We start from the raw sequence: 21,264 nt of genomic DNA on the forward strand, positions 1-21,264 counted from the left end.
GCGATGTCCTGGGGGGTGGGCCGGAGGGCCGGGTCCTTCTGCAGGCACTGCTGTACGAGTCCGAGCAGGGACTCCGGTACGCCGCTGAGGTCGGGTTCTTCCTCCGCGACCCGGAACATCAGCGCGTGCAGGCCGCTGTCCACGGTCCCGAAGGGAGAGCGTCCGGTGGCGGCGTAGGCGAGGACCGAGCCGAGGCAGAAGATGTCGGAGGCGGAGGTGAGGCGCTGCCCCCGTACCTGTTCCGGTGACATGAAGCCGGGCGATCCGATGACCGCGCCGGTGCGCGTCATCGCCCCCTCGGCGATGGTTTCCAGGGCCCGTGCGATGCCGAAGTCGATGACGCGGGGCCCGTCGATGGTGATCAGGACGTTGCCCGGTTTGAGGTCGCGGTGGATCAGGCTCGCCGTGTGGATGTCGGTCAGCGCCTGTGCCAGTCCGCCCGCGAGGGCGCGTACCGAAGGCTCCGGAAGCGGGCCGAAGTCCCGCGCCACCACGTCCTGGAGGGACGGCCCGGCGACGTACTGCGTGGCCACCCACGGCACCTGGGCGTCGGTGTCGGCGTCGAGCACGGCCGCCGTCCAGGCCCCGCCGACCCGCCGTGCGGCGGCCACCTCGTGGGCGAACCGTTGCCGGAATTCCGGGTCCTTGGCGTACTCGGCCTGCACGACCTTCACCGCGACGGTCCGGCCGACATCCGAACGGCCCAGGTAGACCAGTCCCATGCCGCCCGCGCCGAGGCGGGCGATCAGGCGGTACGGGCCTATGTGACTCGGGTCTTCGGTGATCAGTGGGTCCACGGCAGGACCCTAGTCGATGGGCTCTGAACGGAGATGGGGAATGGGCGAGCGCCAGCGGCACATTGGCGGTTCGGCGGATCAGTCGGTTGGCTTGTACAGCGAGCCGGAGCGCGTCCCTGAGTCCCCGTGGAGCGGGCGGAGCATGTGCACGAAGATGTAGTCGATCTCTACGCCGACGTTGTTGAGTTCGAGGTCCAGGAGCGGGCCGCCATCGGGGCAGCCTTTCTCGGACTTGGCGTCCTCACGGAGTGTCGCTGGGGTGGTGTGCAGCGTGTGTACCCCGTCGTCGTCCGTGAGGGAGAACGGCTCGGTGACGTAGTGGCAGGTCTTGCCTTCCTCCTTGCTGCGGAAGACCACGCCCTGTTCCCCCGGCCCGACGATCGTCACGTCGAGGTCCAACTCGTACTCGTCCCCCGAGTCGAATTTCATGCCGAGGTCACCGCTCCAGGTGCCACGGAAGGGCTCGAGCACCTTGGTGCCCGGATCGCTCAACAGGTCCTTTGTGACGATCATGGAGGACGCCTCGCCCGTCACCAGCTCAAAAGTGTCGTCGAGCGGGTTCTTGAGGGTCATCGCGAGCCGCTCCTCGTCGCACAACTCGTCGGCGGCCTTCGGCTCGACGCGCTCCAGCGTTCCCTTGCCCACCTTGACCGTCGCGCTGCCCGACACGGCGGTGAGGCGGCTGCTGTAGACGCACACGTGGCCACCGAACCGCTGGGAGTACTCGGCGACCTTGTCGCCGCGCCCGCCCTTGGTGACTTTGAGGCGGACGAGATGGGCCGGGACGGACGTGTCGCCCTTGAACGCGCCCTGCCAGGTACCGGCGAACTTCGCGGGCAGGGTGCTGGTCTTGCTCTTCTCGCCTCCGCCATCGCCGCTGTTGTCCCAAGGGCGGATCACGAAGAGCAGGCCCGCGAGTACGGCGAGGGCGGTGGCGGCCGATGCGGCCACGACAATGCGGCGCCGACGCGACCCGGTGGGGGCCGGAGAGTTGTGGGCCGCGCTGGTGGGTGCGTCGCGCAGGGCGGGTGCGGCCGGCGGTGGGGGCACATGCGTGGCCGCTTGTGTGGGGACCTGCCAGGCGGGTTGAGGACTCGGATACGTGGGCGTGGCAGCCGGCGCCTCGGCCGGTGCGGGGGGCGGAACCGGAGCAGCTGGGCCGGAGACGGCTGTCGGCTCGTGGGCCTGGCCGGGGGTGTAGTCCAGCAACTGTGCGGAGTGGCGGCCCAGTTGACTGAGCACCCTCTCCGGGAGCCACAGCTCGTCAGGATCCGTGGCGGTGCGAGCCATGACGTCCTGGGGGGTGGGCCGCGCGCCGGGGTCCTTCTGCAGGCACTCCCGTACGAGCCCGAGAACGGGCTCCGGTATGCCGTCGAGGTCTGGTTCTTCTGTCGCCACCCGGAACATCAGCGCGTGCAGGCCGCTGTCCACCGTCCCGAAGGGAGAGCGGCCGGTGGCGGCGTACGCGAGGACGGAGCCCAGACAGAAGATGTCGGAGGCCGGAGTGAGCCGCAGCCCTCGCACCTGCTCCGGCGACATGAAGCCGGGCGATCCGATCACTGCGCCGGTCCTGGTCATGGCGCCCTCGGCCAGGGTCTCCAGCGCCCGCGCGATGCCGAAGTCGATGACCCGCGGCCCGTCCACCGTGACCAGGACGTTGCCCGGCTTGAGGTCCCGGTGAATCAGCCCCGCCGCATGGATGCCGGTCAACGCCCGTGCCAGTCCGCCCGCGAGGGAACGTACCGAGGACTCCGGAAGCGGCCCGAAGTCCCGTGCCACCACGTCCTGCAGCGACGGCCCGGCGACGTACTGCGTCGCCACCCACGGCACCTGCGCCTCGGTGTCGGCGTCGAGCACGGCCGCCGTCCAGGCCCCGCCGACCCGCCGTGCGGCCGCGACCTCGTGGGCGAACCGGCGCCGGAATTCGGGGTCCTTGGCGTACTCGGCCTGCACGACCTTCACCGCGACGGTCCGGCCGACATCCGAGCGCCCCAGGTAGACCAGTCCCATGCCGCCCGCGCCGAGGCGGGCGATCAGGCGGTACGGGCCTATATGAGACGGGTCTTCGCTGATCAATGGGTCCACGGCAGGACCGTAGCGGATGGGGCGGGGCGTGTCCGGTGGATCAGGGCCTGGGGCGGTGAGGGATGCGAGCGGTACCTCCTGAGGTGAACGGGTGGCGGGTGGCGGCCAGTTGTCACAAAAGGCTCTGTTGGATACGTCGTACATGCGGCCTAGTCTGGATAGCCGCCTGAAAGGGAGTCGCATGAGCGGAAGCATCGAGCGCACCGGACCGAGCGGGCAAGCAGGGCAACCAGGACGACCGGGGCAACCGGGGCAACCGGGACGAGCGGGGCGGTCCGGCAGGGGCGAGCGGGTCGCGGACTGGGCGGACGGCCGCCTCGGCATCCACACCCTGGCCAAGAGCAATATGCGCAAGGTCTTTCCGGACCACTGGTCGTTCATGTTCGGCGAGATCTGCCTCTACAGCTTCCTGATCCTGATCCTCACCGGCACCTATCTGACCCTCTTCTTCGAACCGAGCATGGCCGAGGTCACCTACGACGGGCCGTATGTGCCGCTCAAGGGCCTCCAGGTGTCCCGGGCCTTCGAGTCGACGCTGGAGATCAGCCTGGAGGTGCGCGGCGGTCTGCTGATCCGGCAGATCCACCACTGGTCGGCACTCGTCTTCGTCGCGGGCATGATGGTCCACATGATGCGGGTGTTCTTCACCGGCGCCTTCCGCAAGCCACGCGAGATCAACTGGCTCTTCGGCTGGACCCTGCTGATGCTCGCCATCATCACCGGTCTCACCGGATACTCGCTCCCGGACGACCTGCTCTCCGGCACCGGCGTCCGCTTCGCGCACGGCGCGATCCTGTCGATCCCCGTGGTGGGGACGTATCTCGCCTTCTTCCTGTTCGGCGGGGAGTTCCCGGGCGAGGACATCGTGGCGCGGTTCTACCCGATCCACATCCTGCTGCTGCCCGGCATCATGCTCGGGCTGGTCGTGGCCCACCTGATCCTCGTCTTCTACCACAAGCACACCCAGTTCGGCGGCCCGGGAAAGACCGAGAAGAACGTGGTCGGCGCGCCGTTCCTGCCCGTCTACATCGCCAAGGCGGGCGGCTTCTTCTTCCTCGTCTTCGGCGTGCTCGCCATCATGGGCGCGGTCGCCTCCATCAACCCGGTCTGGGCGATCGGCCCCTACCGCCCCGACACGGTCTCCACCGGCGCCCAGCCCGACTGGTACCTCGGCTTCTCCGAGGGGCTGATCCGGGTGATGCCCGCCTGGGAGATCAACATCTGGGGGCACACGCTCGCCCTGGGTGTCTTCATCCCCTTCGCGCTCTTCCCGCTGATCATGATGGCGATCGCGGTCTATCCGTTCGTCGAGGCCTGGGTCACGGGCGACAAGCGGGAGCACCACATCGCGGACCGGCCCCGCAACACACCGGTGCGCACCGGGTTCGGCGTCGCCTGGCTGACGCTGTACTTCGTGCTGCTGATCGGCGGCGGCAACGACGTCGTCGCCACGCACTTCCACCTGTCGATCAACGCCATCACGTGGTTCGTGCGGATCGCCTTCTTCGTGGCGCCCGTCCTCGCCTTCGTCATCACCCACCGGATCTGCCTCGGCCTCCAGCACAGGGACCGCGAGAAGGTTCTGCACGGCCGGGAGACCGGCACCATCAAACGCCTCCCGCACGGCGAGTACGTCGAAATCCACGAGCCGCTGCCGCAGGAGGAGTTGTACCGCCTGACCGCCCACGAACAGCCCCAGCCCTACGAGATAGGCCCCCTGGTCGACGCCAACGGCGTGGTCCGCAAGGTCCCCCGCTCCGCACGCGTGCGCTCGCGCCTCTCCCGCGCCATGTACGGCCCCAAGGCGCAGGTGCCCAAGGCGACGGCGGAGGAGTACCTGGCGATCCAGCGGGGCGAGGGAGATCACCACTGACGCGGCAACTCGGTTAGCCTCGCACGATGATGGCATCCGAGAGCACTCCGAAGCTGCTGGCGGTCAGCGACCTGCACGTCGCGTACGCGGAGAACAGGAAGTACGTCGAGTCCATCCGGCCGGAGACCGACGGGGACTGGCTGATCGTCGCCGGTGACGTGGCCGAACGCATGGACGACATCGAATGGACGCTGCGCACGCTCGCCGGGCGGTTCGCCAAGGTGGTGTGGTCGCCCGGCAACCACGAGCTGTGGACCCCCAAGGAGGACCCGGTCCAGCTGCGCGGCGAGGAGCGCTACCAGCACCTCGTCGCGCTCTGCCGCGAGCTGGGCGTCGCCACCCCCGAGGACCCCTACCCGGTGTGGCGCGGCGCGGGCGGGCCCGTCGCCGTCGCCCCCCTGTTCCTCCTCTACGACTACAGCTTCCGCCCCGAGGGGACGCACACCAAGGAGGAGGCCCTCGCGGTCGCGCACGAGGCGGGCGTCGTCTGCACCGACGAGTACTTCCTGCACCCCGACCCCTACGCGACCCGCGACGACTGGTCCCGGGCCCGGGTCAAGCTCACCGAGGAGCGCCTCGCCGAGCGGCCCGCCGGCATGCCCACCGTTCTCATCAACCACTGGCCCCTGCTGCGCGAGCCCACCCGGATCCTGCGCTACCCCGAGTTCGCCCTGTGGTGCGGCACGGAGCTGACCGCGGACTGGCACGTGAAGTACGACGCGGCGGCCGTCGTCTACGGCCATCTGCACATCCCGCGCACCACCTGGCACGACGGCGTGCCGCATGTGGAGGCGTCCGTCGGCTACCCCCGCGAGTGGCGCAGGGACTTCCACCCCGACCCGCACCTGCGCCAGATCCTGCCGGCGCCGACGCCGGCGAAGGGCTGAGCGGAGGGCCGTTGTCAGTGCCTCCCCATAGAGTGAAATCACTCGGTAAGCCTGGGGAGAAGGAGCAGCAGCATGTCCGCCAACAGGATTCAGCACAAGGTGAATCACGTCGCGCTGGTAGTGGACGCTTCGGGTTCCATGCGTCCGCATGAGCATCAACTCGTGCGGGTCGTCGACGAGTTCGTGGCGGGGCTGAAAGCCGAATCGGACAGCCTCGGCCACGAAACCCGTATCAGCCTCTATTCCTTCGACCACAGGGTGGAGAATCTGGTCTGGGACATGGATGTGAAGCACCTGCCGTCGATGCGGGGGCTGTACCAGGTGAACAATGGGGCGACGGCACTCATCGAGGCCTCTCTGAAGTCCCTGGACGACCTGGGACACATATGGGAGGAGTACGGCGAGCACAGCTTCCTGCAGATCGTGGTGACGGACGGCGAGGAGAACGCCTCCGGCGGCGACCGGCGCCACGACGGCGACATGACCATCCTCGGCCCCTGGCTCGACAGGATCACGGCGAAGATGGGCGGGCTGCCCGACCACTGGACCTCCGCGATCCTCGTCCCGAACTCCCTGGCCAAGCGCACCGCGCAGAACTACGGCTTCCCGGCCGGGAACATCGCCATCTGGGACGCGGACTCGAAGGAGGGCGTCGAGGAGGCGATAGGCACCGTGCGCGCCGCCGCCACCAGCTTCCTGCGCGCCCGCGAGCAGGGCGTGCGCGGCACGAAGAACCTCTTCGCCGTCGGCCAGGACATATCGATCGACGAGGTCCGGGCGAACCTCGAACCGATTCCGGCGAACAAGTACCGGCTCTTGAAGGTCGACAAAGAGGTCGAGATCCGCCCCTTCGTCGACTCACATCCGGGCGTGACGTACGAACGCGGAGCGTGCTATTACCAATTGGGCGCCCGCGCCCAGGTCCAGCCGAACAAGGAAGTCATCGTGGTGGAGAAGGACACCGACCGCGCCTATACGGGCGACGCGGCACGCAGCCTTCTGTTCGGTTCGGGAATTCAGGGGACCGTCTCGGTAAAGGCGGGCAACAATCCCAAGCTGGAGGTCTATGTGCAGAGTCGTTCGGTGAACAGGAAACTGAAGCCGAATACGCGTCTGCTCATTATGCTCTGAGCACCACCCTCGGGATGCTCCGAGCACCGCCCTCAGGCGTCGACGGCCACCAGCTCCCAGGGGCTCGGCCCGGTGCCTTCGCACCAGGCCTCCAGCTCCGCGCCGTTCACGCAGACTATTCCGCACTGCTGCGCGTACTCCAGGGCGGGGGCGGTGAAGTCGCTCGTCGTGACGAGCGCCGCGACATCGGCCTCGTGGACGGTGAAGCAGGTGCCGCCGAAGCGCTGAAGGTCCTGGGAGCCGACCTTGTTCTCCTCGCCGTAGCGCTTGCACTGGATGACGATCCTGCGCCCGTCGGGGGTCACCGCCAGGACGTCCGCGCCCAAGTCGCAGGCGCCGCCCACCACAGCCACCTCCTGGCACGCGTCACGTGCACACAGGTCGGCTATCGCCTGCTCGAAGCCGTCGGCGTCGAGTGCGGTGTAGTCGACCCGTGTGCTCTCCTCGCACTCCAGGACGAGGGTGCTCTCCGGTGCGAGGGCGCTCTCGGGTGCGGGGATGCTCTCGGGTGCGAGAGTGCCGGGCGTGCCCCGCGGCGGCTCGAGGATCTCGGCGGCCTGCTCGGCCGCCTCGTCCAGGGCCTCGGCGGCACGGCGCGCGTACCGCGCCGCGGAGAAGCGGCGCCACCTGGACCGGCCGAGGAAGGCGGCGGCGAGGCCCACGGTGGCGAGTATGCCGATCCACAGCGGGTTGCTCTCGACCATGTGTGCCGCGGCGCGGACCAGGAACGCCGCGCCGCACAGGATGACGGCCAGGAGCACGAAGAAGAGGGCGGTCGTGCGCAGATCGAAGCGCCGCCGACGGTCCCTGCGTCGAACGGGGCGCGTGGGTACGGTCATTGCACTCCCTCACGGTGGACGCCTCAGCGGACGCCGGCGAAGATCACTTGTTTCCGGATGCCCAAGATCGACACGGCTAAAAGGGTGTTCGATGCCGTGCGGGGAGCGACTGACTCATCAGTCAGCATCGCAATCACGCATAGAGGGCGGGTGGTAGGGGGCTATTGAGCGTACTCATGTTGTGGTTATCGCAACGCATATGTACCGTGGCCCACCATGCAGCCAGAGCAGCGGGACGACGTGGCCGAGCGCGTGCGCAAGGTCATCGCCGACGCGGGCGTGACCCAGCGGGAGTTCGCGCGCCGGATCGTCATGGACCCCTCCAAACTCTCCCGCTCCCTCAGCGGCACACGCCGGTTCACCGCCGCCGAGCTGGCCCGCGTCGCGGCGACCGGCGGCGTCGACGCGGGCTGGCTCCTCGGCACCCCGGACGCCGCGCCGCCGGCACGGCCCCGGCGCGGCGGCGCGCCGCTGCCGGAGGGCGGCAGGCCCCTCCAGATCGTGCGCGAGACCGTGCGCCTCATCGCGGAGCACGGCTTCCACGCCGTCCGGGTCCAGGACATCGCCGCGGCCTGCGACACCAGCAGCGCCGCCATCCACTACCACTTCCCGGGCCGCGACGACCTCCTCGAAGCCGCCGTGCGCTGGTGCATCGACGAGGACACCGCGCGGCGCGCCGCCCGCGTCGCGGACGCCGCCGACACCGCCGACGAGCTGCGCCAGCTCATCGAGCTCCAGATCCCGCGGACCGCGCGGCAGCGGTGGCAGTGGAGCGTCTGGCTCGACCTGTGGGCGGAGGCCGCGCGTTCCACCGCCGTGGGGCGGTTGCACACCGACTACTACCGGCAGTGGCGCGCCACCGTCGCCGACGTCATCCGGCGCGGTATCGCCGAGGGCGTCTTCCGCCCCGCCGACCCCGATGCCGACCCCGAGGCTGTGGCTCTTCGGCTGACCGCGCTGATCGACGGGCTCGCCGCGCAGGTCCTTGCCTCGGTGTCCGGTGGGGGTGGTACGAGCCCCGATGACATGCACGGGGCGCTTGTCGCGTATGTCGACGCGACGCTTCTTCCGTGACCGTCCTTGTATCGGCCGTCCTTGTGCCGGCCGTTCCCGTACCTCCACTGCGCCCCCGAGGGAGAGTTCCGTATGCCCGTGAACGACAACGTCATCATCACCTGCGCCCTGACCGGCGCGGGCGACACCGTGCGCAAGAGCCCGCACGTGCCCGTCACGCCCGAACAGATAGCCACGTCCGCGGTGCAGGCCGCCGAGGCGGGGGCCGCCGTCGTGCACATCCACGTGCGTGACCCCGAGAGCGGCGACCCCTCCCGTGACCCGCGCCTGTACCGCGAGGTCGTCGAGCGCATCAAGGAGACGGGCACGGACGTCATCATCAACCTGACGGCGGGCATGGGCGGCGACCTCGTCATCGACCCCGACGAGCCGCTCAAGCACCTGCCCGGCACGGATCTCGTCAGCGGCCTCGACCGGCTCCCGCACGTCGAGGAGCTGCTGCCCGACATCTGCACCCTCGACTGCGGCTCGCTCAACTTCGGTGACGGCAGCAACCTCTACGTCTCCACCCCCGACATGCTCCCGTCAGGGTGCCAAGCGCATCCAGGAGCTGGGAGTGCGGCCCGAGTTGGAGATCTTCGACACGGGTCAGCTGTGGTTCGCCAAGCAGCTCCTGGCGGAGGGGTTGCTCGACGAGCCCACCGTCTTCCAGCTCTGCATGGGCGTTCCGTGGGGTGCGCCCGCGGACCCCGGCGTGCTGCAGGCCATGGTCAACATGTTGCCGGAGGGTGCGCAGTGGGCCAGTTTCGCGCTCGGTCGGATGCAGATGCCGTGGGTCACCCAGTCCGTTCTGCTCGGTGGGCAGGTCCGGGTCGGGCTTGAGGACAATCTCTATCTGGGCAAGGGCAACAAGGCGACGAACGCGGAGCTTGTGGAGCGGGCGGTGCGGATTGTTGAGTCCCTGGGGTCGAGTGTGGCCACACCGGATGAGGCTCGGCTGAAGCTGGGCCTCCGGCGGTAGTTGGCGGTTGTTTTCTGCGGGTCTGCGGGTCTGCGTGCCCGCGGGTCTGCCTTGCTTCCCGCGGTGCGCTGTGGCTGGTCGCGCAGTTCCCCGCGCCCCTTCCAGGCACGCCCCCCCACAGCCAGAAATGGAGCCCTCCATGATCCCAATCAACCCAGAAGAAGTCCGCCGCGTCGCCTGTATCGGCGCCGGCGTTATCGGCGGGGGGTGGGTCGCACATTTTCTTGGGCGGGGTTATGACGTGACCGCCTGGGACCCCGCCCCCGGCGCCGAGCAGCGGCTGGGGCGGCTTGTTGAGGGCGCCTGGCCTGCCTTGCGTCAGCTCGGGCTCGCCGAAGGGGCCTCGCTGGAGCGGCTTACCGTCGCCGCGACCCTGGAAGAGGCCGTCGCCGACGCGCAGTTCGTGCAGGAGAGCGCCCCCGAGAAGCTGGAGCTCAAGCGCGACCTGCTCGCCGAACTCGACGCCGCCACGCCCCCCGGCGTCGTCATCGCCTCCTCCACCTCCGGCTACCCGATGACCGACATGCAGACCGAGGCCGCCGACCCCGGCCGCCTCGTCGTCGGGCACCCCTTCAACCCGCCGTACCTGATCCCCCTCGTCGAGGTCGTCGGCGGTGAGCGGACCGACGACGCCGCCGTGGCCTGGGCGTCCCGGTTCTACGAGGTCGCGGGCAAATCCGTCATCACGATGAAGAGCGAGGTGCCCGGCTTCATCGCCAACCGCCTCCAGGAAGCCCTCTGGCGCGAGGCCCTGCACATGGTCGCCAACGGCGAGGCCACCGTCCAGGAGATCGACGACTCCATCACCGAGGGCCCCGGCCTGCGCTGGGCGTTCATGGGCCCCATGCTCACCTTCGCGCTCGCGGGCGGCGAGGGCGGCATGGCGCACATGCTCGACCACTTCGGCCCCTCCCTGAAATCACCCTGGACACGTCTGGAGGCGCCGGAACTCGACAAGAAGCTCTACGACGCCGTCGTCGCCGGATGTGACGAGGAGGCCGCGGGCCGCACCATCGCGGACCTGGTCGCCGAGCGTGACCAGGGGGTCATCGACGTACTGCGGGCGACGGGGCGTCTGCCCCAGCAGCGGAAGGAGACCCAGTGACCCTGCCCCTGCTCCATCGACAGGTCCGGCCCGAGTGGATCGACTACAACGGCCATATGAGCGAGGCCTTCTACGTCCTTGTCTTCGGCCACGCCACCGACGCGATGATGATCGAGACGGGTCTGCACGCGGGCTACCGCGAGGCCACCGGCTGTTCCCTCTACACCGTCGAGGCACACGTCCGGTACCTCAGGGACGTCGCCGAGGGTGCTCACCTCGCCCTTCGCACCCGCGTCCTCGGCGTGGACGCCAAGAAGGCGCGGTTCACGCACGAGATGTACGTCGTCGAAGGCGTCGGCGCCGAGCCCGCCCCGGGTGCGGCGCCGGTGGCTACGACGGAGTTGCTCGCGGTCCACGTCGACCAGCACGGGGGGCGCGCGGCGGTCTTTCCGGATGAGATCCGCGCGCGCCTGACCGGGCTCGTGGAAGCTGCCCCGGAGTGGGCGGGGAGGTCGATCGTCGTCGTGTGAATGTGCGGGTGCGCTGTGGCTGGTCGCGCAGTTCCCCGCGCCCCTGCCGGGACGCCGGGGGCTCAGCGGTCCAGTTCCTTGTGGGCCGTTTCCGGCAGGCGCAGGTAGACCACCGATGACACGAGGCACAGCACGGCCACGTACACGGGAAAGAGCCCCGGGGAGCCGATCTCCTTGAACAGGGTGCCCACGTACGGGGCCGTGCCGCCGAACAGTGCCACCGTCAGCGAGTAGGGAAACCCGATCCCGGCCGCCCGCACCCTCGCCGGGAACACCTCCGCGTTCACCGCCGCCGAGATCGACGTGAACCCGGTGAGCAGCACCATCCCCGCACACTGCACGAGCAGCAGCGAACCGAACGACCCGGAAAGGGACTTGAGCAGCGGCACGCTCAGGACCGCGAAGCCGATGCCGAAGAACAGCAGCAGCGGCCTGCGCCCCACCCGGTCGGAGAGCGCTCCGCCGACCGGCTGGAGCAGGGCGAAGAACGCGAGCGAGAGCGTGCCCGCGAGCAGCGCCTGGCCCTTGCTGATGTCGGTGTTCAGCTCGGCGTACGTCGGCAGGTACGACGTCCACGTGTAGTAGGCGATGGTGCCGCCCGCCGTGATGCCGCAGATCAGCAGCGACTGGCGCGGGTGCCGGCGCAGCGCGTCGAAGAGCCCGGGGCGCTCGCCCTCTTCGGCGGGCGCCGGGTGTGTCTCGTACGCGCCCTGCCTGATCCAGAAGCCGACCAGACTGAGCACCGCCCCGAGCAGGAACGGCAGCCGCCAGCCCCAGCCGTCCATCTGGCCCTCGGAGAGCGTGGCGACCAGCACGGCCGCGACGCCCGACGCGGCCAGCTGGCCCGCGGTCGTGGAGACGTACTGGAAACTGGAGAACAGGCCGCGCCGCCCCGGACCCGCCGACTCCACCAGGAACGTCGTAGAGGCGGCGAACTCCCCGCCCACGGAGAGCCCTTGGAGCAGCCGCGCCGCGACCAGCACGACCGGCGCGAGCACCCCGACGGACGCGTATGTCGGCGTCAGGCCGACCAGCAGGCTGCTGCCGCCCATCAAGAGGATCGTGATGGTCAGTGCGGCCCGCCTGCCGCGCCGGTCGGCGACGGCGCCCATGAGCAGACCGCCCACCGGCCGCATGAAGAAGCCGACGGCGAAGACGGCGAACGTGGAGAGCAGCGGCACCAGGGAGTTTCCCGCGCCCTTGGGGAAGACCTGGTCGGCGATGTAGGTGGCGAGGAAGGTGTAGGCGTACCAGTCGTACCACTCCACGGCGTTGCCGACCGACGCGGCGAGCAACTGCCGTATCGGGCGCCGCGTGTGGGCGGGGGAGCCATCGGTGACCTGCTGGTCGTGCTGATCCTGCTGGTCGTGCTGATCCTGCTGGTCGTGCTGTGTCATGATCACGACCTTCCCCTGCGAGGTAGCGCCCTACACGTCGGTCCGTCATCCGGACACGGCCCGTGGTCGCAGCCCGGGGTCGAACGGCGCCGCGTCCTCGTACGTAACGTGAGTCCCGGCAGCAGTGGCCCGACAGAAGGCGGTTGAAGACGTGAAGCTGACAATTCTCGGCGGAGGCGGTTTCCGCGTGCCGCTCGTGTACCGGGCCCTCCTCGGCGACCGCACCGAGGGCCGCGTCACCGATGTCGTCCTGCACGACCTGGACGCCGGGCGGCTCAGCGCCGTCGCGCGCGTCCTCGCGGAGCAGGCCGTGGGGGTGCCGGACGCGCCCTTCGTCACCGCCACCACCGACCTCGACGAGGCACTGCTCGATGCCGACTTCGTCTTCTCCGCCATCCGCGTCGGCGGTCTCGAGGGGCGGGCCGCCGACGAGCGCGTCGCCCTCGCCGAGGGCGTACTCGGGCAGGAGACGGTCGGCGCGGGCGGTATCGCGTACGGCCTGCGGACCGTGCCCGTCGCCGTGGACATCGCCCGGCGCGTCGCCCGGCTCGCCCCGGAGGCCTGGGTCATCAACTTCACCAACCCCGCGGGTCTTGTCACCGAGGCCATGTCGCGTCACCTCGGCGACCGCGTCATCGGCATCTGCGACTCGCCGGTGGGTCTCGGCCGCCGGGTCGCGCAGGTCCTCGGCCACAACCCTGACGACGCCTTCGTCGACTACGTGGGTCTCAACCACCTCGGCTGGCTGCGCGGCCTGCACATCGCGGGCCGCGACGAGCTGCCGCGCCTGCTCGCCGACCCGGAACTCCTCGTCTCCTTCGAGCAGGGCAGGCTCTTCGGCGCCGACTGGCTCCAGTCGCTCGGCGCCATCCCCAACGAATACCTGCACTACTACTACTTCAACCGCGACACCGTGCGCGCCTACCAGCAGGCCGAGCTGACCCGCGGCGCCTTCCTCCGCGGCCAGCAGGCGCTCTTCTACGACGACATGCGCCACCCCGACACCCCCGCCCTCAAGGCCTGGCACGACACCCTCGCCGAGCGCGAGGCGGCGTACATGGCCGAGAACAGGGAAGCGGCGGGCGTGGGGGAGCGGGCCGAGGAGGACCTGGAGTCCGGCGGGTACGAGAAGGTCGCGCTCGCTCTGATGCGGGCCATCGCGCGCGACGAACGGGCGACGCTGATCCTCAACGTCCGCAACGGCACGACCCTCGCCGCCCTGGACGCGGACGCCGTCATCGAGGTGCCGTGCTCCGTAGACGCCAACGGTGCCCACCCGATGTCCGTCGCCCCGCTGCCCGGCCACGCCACCGGCCTGGTCTGCTCCGTGAAGGCCGTCGAGCGCGAGGTGCTCGCCGCGGCGGAGAGCGGGTCGCTCGCCACCGCGGTCAAGGCGTTCGCGCTGCATCCGCTCGTCGACTCGGTGACGGTCGCCCGGCGCCTGGCGGACGGCTACCGCGACGTGCACCCCGGTCTCGCATACCTGAGATGATCACGACATGAGTCCCGTCGTCTCCATCGGTGCCGCCGCCCGCCGCCCCTGCACGCTCGTCGTGTGCCGGGGCTGCTGCTGCGGCGACGCGCGCAAGAACCCCGGCATCGACCACGCCTGGCAGCTGGAGCGGCTGCGGTCCGCCGCGGCGGCCTCGCGGGGCCGGTTCGCGGTGCGTACGAGCGACTGCCTCGGGCCGTGCGGCCAGGCCAACATCGTCGTCGTCCAGCCCTCGTACGAGGGGCGCAGGCGCGGCGGCCGTGCGGCCTGGGTCGGCTTCGTCACGGACGACCAGTCGCTGGAGGAGATACTCGCCTGGGCGGAGGCGGGCGGCCCCGGCCTCGCGGAGCCGTCACCGACGCTGGCGCTGCAACTGGTGGATCCGCGCGCCGTATAGCCGGGGCGGGAGGGGCCTTCCTTGCCCGCGCCGGGAGGAGAGGCCCGCCTAGCCGGCGAGGACCTGGTCCACGAAGCCGTGCAGGTTCCGCAGGGTCCTGGCGTTCTGCTCCTGCGGCGACAGGCTCTCCTCCAGGCGGCGGGCCAGCACCGTCGTCTTCTTTCCTCGTACGTAGAGGGAGCAGGCCAGGTCGGCGCAGATGTACAGGCCCACCGAGTTGCCCTGGCGGCCCGCCGCGCCGGCCTTGGGGGCCACGAGAAGCGTGATGCCCGAGCCGGACTGCGGGGTCACGCAGACCGAGCAGATGCTGGACTTGAGCAGGCTCTTGCGCGGCCCGCTCGACGCGCGCAGCGCGATGCCGACGGGCTTGCCGTCCCGCCACGTCACCGCGTAGCCGCGCTCGGGGGCCTTGGGGTCGCGCCAGCCGAGGAAGTCCAGGTCCGGCCAGGGGGTCTCGGCGAAGTCCGTCGGCAGCGTGAGCCTGCTCGCCTCGCCCTTCGAACAGTTCACGAAGGAGGCGCGGATCTCTTTTTCACTGACGGGTTCCATGATCCGGAAGATATCAACGGATATACGGAACGTCCTCTTATTTTTCCCCGCTTCTCTGGGTCCCCTCGCACGTCACAGCCCCACCGCGCCATCGATCCGCTCCCGGATCAGATCCGCGTGGCCGTTGTGACGCGCGTACTCCTCGATCATGTGGAGCAGGACCCACCGCAGCGAGATCGCGCCGAGCCAGGGGTCCTGTCCCGTGACGTCGAGGTCGGCCGCCTCGGCGGTGAACGTCTCGGAGAACTCCACCTCCGCGCGCCAGGCCGCCCAGGCCGCGGCGACGGCGTCCGGGTCCGCCACCGCGCCGTCGAAGTCCTGGTCCGCGTTGTCCGGCGTGGCGTAGAGCGGCTCGGCGTCCTGTCCGGCGAGGCCCTTGCGGAACCAGCGGCGCTCCACATCGGTGAGGTGGCGGACGAGGCCGAGCAGGGACAGCGCGGAGGGCTCCACGGCACGCCGGTCCAACTCCCCTGCCAGGCCCGCGCACTTGATCTCCAGCGTCGTGCGGTGGCTGCGCAGGATGTGGACGAGCATCGCGCGCTCGTCGCCGGTCGTGGGGTCACCGGAGCGGGGGTCGGTCTCCGCGCCGGTGAAGAAGGCGGCTCGCCTGTGTGAGGTCATGTCCTCATCATCTGCCCCTGCCTCGGCGGCGCCTGCCCCGCCCCCCCGGAAAACCGATGGCCCGTCACTTGCCCTGGTCCCGCAGTGACTTGTAGAGCGCGCCGACCAGATGGATGCTCCGCAAATCCTCACCGGACGTCCCCGCGCCCATGCGGTTCATCGTGTACGCGTACGAGACGCGGTTCTCCGGGTCGGCGAAGGCGTACGACCCGCCCGCGCCGCCATGCCCGAACGCGCGCGGGTTGGGGCCCGCCTGCCCGTACTGGTTGAGCATGAAGCCAAGCCCCCACTGCCACGTCTCGGCGAGCGGGGTGGCCGCGCGCAGCACCAGGTCCGGCTCGTCGGCCCCGCTCTGCAGCGTGCGCAGCCGCTCCAACGTCTCGGCGGCGAGCAGGCGGCCGCCCGCCAGCTCCCGGTACACCGTGGCGAGTCCGCGCGCGGTGGCGTGGCCGTTGGCGGCCGGGATCTCCGCGCCGCGGTAGGCCGCGCTGTTCACGTCGCCGAGCGGCAGATAGCCGAGCGCCAGGGTGAGCGGCGCCAGCGGATGCTCGTCGAGACCGCCCACCGGCGGCGCGGGAAGCCGGCCGAAGGCGCTGCCCGCCGACAGGGTCCCGCCCGCCGCGCTCAGGGCCGGTGCCATGTCCGCGCACCGCCGCTGCTCGCTCTCCGGCGTGCCGACGAACACGTCGGCGTCCAGCGGCCCGGTCACCTCGGAGCGCAGAAAGGCGCCGAGCGAGACCCCGCTGACCCGCCGCACCAGCTCGCCGACCAGGAAGCCGAACGTCATCGCGTGATAGCCCTGCGCGGCGCCCGGCCGCCACCACGGCGCGCTGTCCGCCAGGGCCCCGGTGACCCTCTCCCAGTCGTACACGGCATCGCGCCCCATCGGCTCCTGGGGTGCAATGAGCCCGCCGCGGTGGCTCAGCAGCCACCGCACCGGAATGTCCGCCTTGCCCGCCGCGGCAAACCGCGGCCAGTACCGCGCGACCGGCGCGTCCAGCTCCAGCTCGCCGCGCTCCACAAGCAGATGGGCGCAGAGAGCCGTCATCCCCTTGGTCGTGGAGTACACGTTCACCAGGGTGTCGCGCTCCCACGGGCGCGCGCCCGCCCGGTCGGCTGCACCGCCCCACAGGTCCACGACGAAGACGCCGTCGACCGTGGCCGCGACGGCCGCCCCCAGATCGCCGCGCTCGGTGAAGTTCCGCTCGAATTCCTCGCGTACGCGCTCGAAGCCGGGCGCGCAGGTGCCGTGGACGCGCACAGACATGGACTCTCCCCGGCGTCGGGACGGATCGGCGCCCCATCGTCCCGCATGGTTGGCCACCGCACCTACCCCTGTGCGAAGACCGGGAAACCCCCGCGCCGCATTCGCCACGGGAGCCGTCCCCCGCCCCGCCCACCAGAGGTTGGACTTCTCTTCACCCGCCGGTCACGAGCCCTTCCGTATCGCTTGCTCCCCTTGGCACACTTCACCCGCTCGCGTCCCCACACCACATGAGGTCGACTCATTCATGACTGAACTCAATCGGCGCCGTTTCATGCAGCTGGCCGGCGGCACCGCGGCCTACGCCATGCTCAACCAGAGCATCGCCCGCGCCGCCTCCCTGCCCGCCAGGCGCGCCACCGGCACCCTCCAGGACGTCGAGCACGTCGTGGTGCTGATGCAGGAGAACCGGTCCTTCGACCACTATTTCGGGACGATGAAGGGCGTACGCGGCTTCGGTGACCCCCGCCCGGTGACGCTGCCGAACGGCAAGCCCGTCTGGAACCAGCCGAGCGCCGGCAAGGAGGTCCTGCCCTTCCACCCCGACGCCAAGGACCTCGGCATGCAGTTCATCGCGGGCCTCGACCACGACTGGGCCGGCGGCCACAAGGCGTTCAACAACGGCAAGTACGACCAGTGGATCCCCGCGAAGTCCGAGCGGACGATGGCCTACCTCAAGCGGGACGACATCCCGTTCCACTACGCCCTCGCCGACGCGTTCACCATCTGTGACGATTACCACTGCTCGTTCATCGGGGCCACGGACCCCAATCGCTACTACATGCTCACCGGTCACGTCGGCAACGACGGCAAGGGCGGCGGCCCGGTCCTCGGCAACCAGGAACTGGGCTACGACTGGACGACGTACGCCGAGCGCCTGGAGCAGGCGGGCGTCTCCTGGAAGGTGTACCAGGACATCGGCGACGGCCTGGACGCGGCAGGCCACTGGGGCTGGATCGACGACGCCTATCGGGGCAACTACGGCGACAACTCGCTCCTGTACTTCAACAAGTTCCGCACCGCCAAGCCCGGCGACCCGCTCTACGACAAGGCCCGCACCGGCACCAACGTCAAGGCGGGCGACGGCTACTTCGACATCCTCACCGCCGACGTGAAGGCGGACAGGCTCCCGCAGGTCTCCTACATCGCCTGCCCCGAGGCCTTCACCGAGCACCCCAACTGGCCGGTGAACTACGGCGCCTGGTACATCGCGCAGGTCCTCGACGCGCTCACCTCCAACCCCGAGGTGTGGGCCAAGACCGCGCTCTTCATCACCTACGACGAGAACGACGGCTACTTCGACCACATCGTCCCGCCGTACGTGCCCAAGGACGCCGCCCAGGGCAAGTCCACCGTCGACACCACGCTGGACTACTTCCCGGGCAACTCCTCCTACGCGGCCGGGCACTACGGCCTCGGCCAGCGCGTCCCGATGATCGTCGTCTCGCCGTGGAGCACCGGCGGCTTCGTGAACTCGGAGGTCTTCGACCACACGTCGATCATCCGGTTCATGGAGCGGCGCTTCGGCGTCAAGGAACCGAACATCTCGCCCTGGCGGCGCGCGATCTGCGGCGACCTGACCTCCGCGTTCGACTTCAGCGGCAAGGACACGGACCCGGCACAGCTGCCCGACACCGCCGCGTACGAGCCGCCGGACAACAAGCGCCACCCCGACTACGTGCCGAAGGCGCCCGCGAACCCGGCCCTGCCCAAGCAGGAGCGCGGCGCCCGCCTGGCCCGCGCCCTGCCCTACGCGCCCCTGGTGGACGGCAGCGCGGACGCGGCCGCCGGCAAGTTCACGCTGACGTTCGGCGGCGGGGACAAGGCGGGCGTCTGCTTCCACGTCCGCTCCGCCAACCGCACCGACGGCCCCTGGACGTACACCACGGAAGCGGGCAAGACCATCTCCGACACCTGGAACTCGGCGTACTCCAAGGACGCGTACGACCTGTCGGTGTTCGGGCCGAACGGCTTCCTGCGCACGTTCAAGGGCCCCGGCAAGAAAGCGGGCCCCGAGGTCACCGCCCGGCACGACCGGACCACCGGCAACCTCAAGCTGACCCTGAAGAACGCGGGCAGCGCGGACGTGAACCTCACGCTGACCAACGCCTACGGAGGCACGCCCCAGACCTTCAAGGTCAAGGCGGGCGCCACCGTCCTGCACACCGTCGACCTGCGGGCGACCAAGCGGTGGTACGACCTGACGGTGAAGTCCGACACCGACACGGGCTACCTGCGACGGCTCGCGGGCCACGTGGAGACCGGCGCGGCGGGCGTGAGCGACCCGGCGATCATCACGGGCTGAGAACACGGGCTGAGAAAGGGACTGGCGGACGTCCCGGACACGGAAGGTAGGGTCTCCCGGGTGACAACGCATTCGAACACTCCTGCAGGCTGGTACCCGGATCCCCAGGGCAACGCCCAGCAGCTCCGCTGGTGGGACGGCTCCCAGTGGACCCAGCAGACCAGCCCGGCCCAACAGGTCCCGCAGCAGCAGGTGCCGCAGCCCGCGCAGGCCCAGGCGGCCCAGCCGCAGGGCCAGTTCGCGCAGCCGCAGGGCCAGTTCGGCCAGCCGCAGGCCGCGCCGGTGGCGCCCCCGGCGGTCGACCCGGCGAAGGTGCAGCGCCAGGTGCAGAAGCAGGCGGGCGTCACGCCGAACGCCCAGGGCGGCGGCACGCTGTTCACCGAGCCGGTCCTTGTGGTCAACCAGAAGGCCAAGCTCATCGAGCTGACGAACGAGTACAGCGTGATGGACCAGGCGGGCAACACGCTCGGCTCGGTCGTGCAGGTCGGCCAGAGCACGCTGAAGAAGATCGCGCGCTTCGTCGCCAGCATCGACCAGTTCATGACGCACAAGCTGGAGATCCGCGACGCGTACGGCCAGCCGCAGCTGCTGCTGACCCGCCCGCGGAAGTTCATGAAGTCCCGGGTGATCGTCGAGCGGCCCGACGGCCAGCCGGTCGGCGAGATCGTCCAGCAGAACATGATCGGCAAGATCAACTTCGCGATGATGGTCAACGGCCAGCAGGTCGGCGCGATCAAGGCGGAGAACTGGCGTGCCTGGAACTTCGCGATCGTCGACCACGCGGACAACGAGGTCGCCCGGATCACGAAGACCTGGGAAGGTCTCGCCAAGACCATGTTCACCACCGCGGACAACTACGTCCTGCAGATCCACTACCAGCTGCCCGAGCCGCTCCTGAGCCTCGTCGTGGCGACGGCCCTGACGGTCGACACGGCCCTCAAGCAGGACTCCCGCGGCTTCGGGTGATCAGCGCCCCGCGCACAGACCGCAGGTGCCCCGCGTCCTCAATGGGCGCGGGGCACCGCGCGTTCCAGACCGGCCACGTTCACCCCGCGCATGACACCCGGCTCCACGGGCTGAACGGGGATCGACGCGAGCAAGTCCGCCTCCGGGCCGCCCGCGACGGCCCGCGGGGAGCGCGTGAGCACCATGACCCCCAGCGCCGCCACCGCCGCGCCCGCCACGGCGAGCAGGATCCCGCCGGCGCCGCCCCGCAGCCGCTCGCCGAGCAGCGCCACGCCGATGACCGAGGCCGCCACCGGGTTGGAGAGGGTCACCACGGCGAGCGGCGCGCCGAGGCCGCCCCGGTAGGCGGTCTGCGAGAGCAGCAGCCCCCCGGCGGCGAGCGCCGCGACGAGCAGCGCCACGATCACGACCTGCGGGCTGAGCAGCGGCCCCGAACGGTCGGTCACGGCGACCGTCACGGTCTGCGTCAGCGCCGACGCCACCCCGGAGGCGAAGCCGGACGCGGTCGCGTGCCGCAGCCCCGGCCGTGCGCCCGGGCGGGAGAGCATCCCGATGACCGCCATCGTCGCGGCGGCCACGACCAGCGCCTCCGGCACCGTCAGCGTGTCGTCGGGCGCCGGTCCCGAAGCGGTCAGGAGCAGCGCGCCTAGACCGATGAGCGTGAGCCCGGTGCCGCGCCACTCCAGGCGCGTGACCCGGCGCCCCGCGAGCCGCGCCCCGAGCGGCACGGCGGCGACGAGGGTGAGCGCCCCCAGCGGCTGGACCAGCGTGAGCGGTCCGTACTTCAGGGCGGCCACGTGCAGCAGCGCGGCGGCCGCGTTGAGCCCGACCGACGACCACCAGGTGCCGCTGCCGAGCATCCGCAGGACCCCGCTCTCGCCCTCGGCGACCCGCGAGGCGAGCCGTTCCTGGGCGACGGCGGCAGCGGCGTACGCACCCGCCGAGACGAGGGAGAGCGCGACGGCGAGAAGCGTGGCGTTCACTGTCCGGCCCCCGTGGCGATCAGTTCGGGGGAGAGTTCGGGAGAGGAGGCGGAGCGGGCGGGCAGGGG

Annotated in this window: 18 protein-coding genes and 1 pseudogene; 11 read left to right on the forward strand and 8 right to left on the reverse strand. The window is 70.3% G+C overall.

Annotated features, from left to right (window positions below; translation table 11 throughout):
• Positions 1–797 (reverse strand): serine/threonine-protein kinase (locus GKQ77_RS09520; RefSeq protein ID WP_219688271.1); only part of this gene is annotated, 797 nt, incomplete at its 3' end.
• Positions 798–875: 78 nt separating this feature from the next.
• Entirely contained in the window at positions 876–2,882 is a 2,007-nt protein-coding gene (locus tag GKQ77_RS09525; protein ID WP_308117602.1) for a serine/threonine protein kinase, read from the reverse strand.
• Between the two features lie 181 nt (positions 2,883–3,063).
• Here GKQ77_RS09525 and qcrB point away from each other — a divergent pair, with 181 nt between their 5' ends.
• The 3 genes from qcrB to GKQ77_RS09540 all read left to right on the forward strand — a co-directional run bounded on the left by qcrB (position 3,064) and on the right by GKQ77_RS09540 (position 6,773).
• Positions 3,064–4,755: a cytochrome bc1 complex cytochrome b subunit gene (gene qcrB, locus GKQ77_RS09530; protein ID WP_219688273.1), complete on the forward strand. Its 1,692-nt coding sequence runs from the start codon at positions 3,064–3,066 to the stop codon at positions 4,753–4,755.
• 26 nt (positions 4,756–4,781) lie between these two features.
• Entirely contained in the window at positions 4,782–5,642 is an 861-nt protein-coding gene (locus GKQ77_RS09535; RefSeq protein ID WP_258021078.1) for a metallophosphoesterase family protein, read from the forward strand.
• A 72-nt stretch (positions 5,643–5,714) separates the two neighbouring features.
• Positions 5,715–6,773 carry a vWA domain-containing protein gene (locus tag GKQ77_RS09540; protein ID WP_219688274.1) on the forward strand — a complete coding sequence of 353 codons (1,059 nt, stop codon included), beginning with the start codon at positions 5,715–5,717 and terminating at the stop codon, positions 6,771–6,773.
• A 32-nt stretch (positions 6,774–6,805) separates the two neighbouring features.
• On the opposite strand, the gene GKQ77_RS09545 is transcribed toward GKQ77_RS09540, so the two are convergent.
• Complete coding sequence (locus GKQ77_RS09545; RefSeq protein ID WP_219688275.1) at positions 6,806–7,612, reverse strand: restriction endonuclease; 807 nt, start codon at positions 7,610–7,612, stop codon at positions 6,806–6,808.
• A gap of 216 nt (positions 7,613–7,828) precedes the next feature.
• On the opposite strand from GKQ77_RS09545, the gene GKQ77_RS09550 reads away from it, so the two are divergent.
• The 4 genes and pseudogenes from GKQ77_RS09550 (at position 7,829) to GKQ77_RS09565 (ending at position 11,222) form a co-directional block, all read left to right on the forward strand.
• Positions 7,829–8,686 carry a TetR/AcrR family transcriptional regulator gene (locus GKQ77_RS09550; protein WP_219688276.1) on the forward strand — a complete coding sequence of 286 codons (858 nt, stop codon included), beginning with the start codon at positions 7,829–7,831 and terminating at the stop codon, positions 8,684–8,686.
• A gap of 72 nt (positions 8,687–8,758) precedes the next feature.
• Positions 8,759–9,647: pseudogene (locus GKQ77_RS34095) on the forward strand (beta-keto acid cleavage family enzyme).
• Positions 9,648–9,786: 139 nt separating this feature from the next.
• A complete protein-coding gene (locus GKQ77_RS09560; protein WP_219688277.1) occupies positions 9,787–10,752 on the forward strand; it encodes a 3-hydroxyacyl-CoA dehydrogenase NAD-binding domain-containing protein in 966 nt (321 codons plus the stop codon).
• Positions 10,749–11,222: a thioesterase family protein gene (locus GKQ77_RS09565; RefSeq protein ID WP_308117604.1), complete on the forward strand. Its 474-nt coding sequence runs from the start codon at positions 10,749–10,751 to the stop codon at positions 11,220–11,222. Before GKQ77_RS09560 ends, GKQ77_RS09565 begins: the two co-directional genes overlap by 4 nt.
• 62 nt (positions 11,223–11,284) lie before the next feature.
• Here GKQ77_RS09565 and GKQ77_RS09570 read toward each other — a convergent pair whose 3' ends face one another.
• Complete coding sequence (locus tag GKQ77_RS09570; protein ID WP_219688278.1) at positions 11,285–12,619, reverse strand: MFS transporter; 1,335 nt, start codon at positions 12,617–12,619, stop codon at positions 11,285–11,287.
• 151 nt (positions 12,620–12,770) lie between these two features.
• On the opposite strand from GKQ77_RS09570, the gene GKQ77_RS09575 reads away from it, so the two are divergent.
• Positions 12,771–14,111, forward strand: coding sequence for a 6-phospho-beta-glucosidase (locus GKQ77_RS09575; RefSeq protein WP_219688279.1), 1,341 nt, complete (start codon positions 12,771–12,773; stop codon positions 14,109–14,111).
• Between the two features lie 7 nt (positions 14,112–14,118).
• The gene (locus GKQ77_RS09580; RefSeq protein ID WP_219688280.1) at positions 14,119–14,508 is read left to right on the forward strand and encodes a (2Fe-2S) ferredoxin domain-containing protein; all 390 of its coding nucleotides are present in this window, start codon (positions 14,119–14,121) and stop codon (positions 14,506–14,508) included.
• A 48-nt stretch (positions 14,509–14,556) separates the two neighbouring features.
• Here the strand turns inward: GKQ77_RS09580 and GKQ77_RS09585 are convergent, their stop codons facing one another.
• The 3 genes from GKQ77_RS09585 to GKQ77_RS09595 form a co-directional block, all read right to left on the reverse strand.
• Positions 14,557–15,057, reverse strand: coding sequence for an FBP domain-containing protein (locus tag GKQ77_RS09585; RefSeq protein WP_219688281.1), 501 nt, complete (start codon positions 15,055–15,057; stop codon positions 14,557–14,559).
• Positions 15,058–15,129: 72 nt separating this feature from the next.
• Entirely contained in the window at positions 15,130–15,678 is a 549-nt protein-coding gene (locus GKQ77_RS09590) for a DinB family protein (protein WP_219688282.1), read from the reverse strand.
• Positions 15,679–15,742: 64 nt separating this feature from the next.
• The gene (locus tag GKQ77_RS09595) at positions 15,743–16,945 is read right to left on the reverse strand and encodes a serine hydrolase domain-containing protein (protein ID WP_219688283.1); all 1,203 of its coding nucleotides are present in this window, start codon (positions 16,943–16,945) and stop codon (positions 15,743–15,745) included.
• A 244-nt stretch (positions 16,946–17,189) separates the two neighbouring features.
• Here GKQ77_RS09595 and GKQ77_RS09600 point away from each other — a divergent pair, with 244 nt between their 5' ends.
• Both GKQ77_RS09600 and GKQ77_RS09605 read left to right on the forward strand, forming a co-directional pair.
• The gene (locus tag GKQ77_RS09600; RefSeq protein WP_219688284.1) at positions 17,190–19,247 is read left to right on the forward strand and encodes a phosphocholine-specific phospholipase C; all 2,058 of its coding nucleotides are present in this window, start codon (positions 17,190–17,192) and stop codon (positions 19,245–19,247) included.
• A gap of 60 nt (positions 19,248–19,307) precedes the next feature.
• The gene (locus GKQ77_RS09605; protein WP_219688285.1) at positions 19,308–20,213 is read left to right on the forward strand and encodes an LURP-one-related family protein; all 906 of its coding nucleotides are present in this window, start codon (positions 19,308–19,310) and stop codon (positions 20,211–20,213) included.
• A 38-nt stretch (positions 20,214–20,251) separates the two neighbouring features.
• On the opposite strand, the gene GKQ77_RS09610 is transcribed toward GKQ77_RS09605, so the two are convergent.
• On the reverse strand, positions 20,252–21,196 hold the full coding sequence (locus GKQ77_RS09610; protein WP_219688286.1) for a DMT family transporter: 945 nt from the start codon (positions 21,194–21,196) through the stop codon (positions 20,252–20,254).
• Positions 21,197–21,264 lie beyond the last annotated feature (68 nt).

This window comes from Streptomyces anatolicus, assembly GCF_019400875.1.
Taxonomy (GTDB): Bacteria; Actinomycetota; Actinomycetes; order Streptomycetales; family Streptomycetaceae; genus Streptomyces; species Streptomyces anatolicus.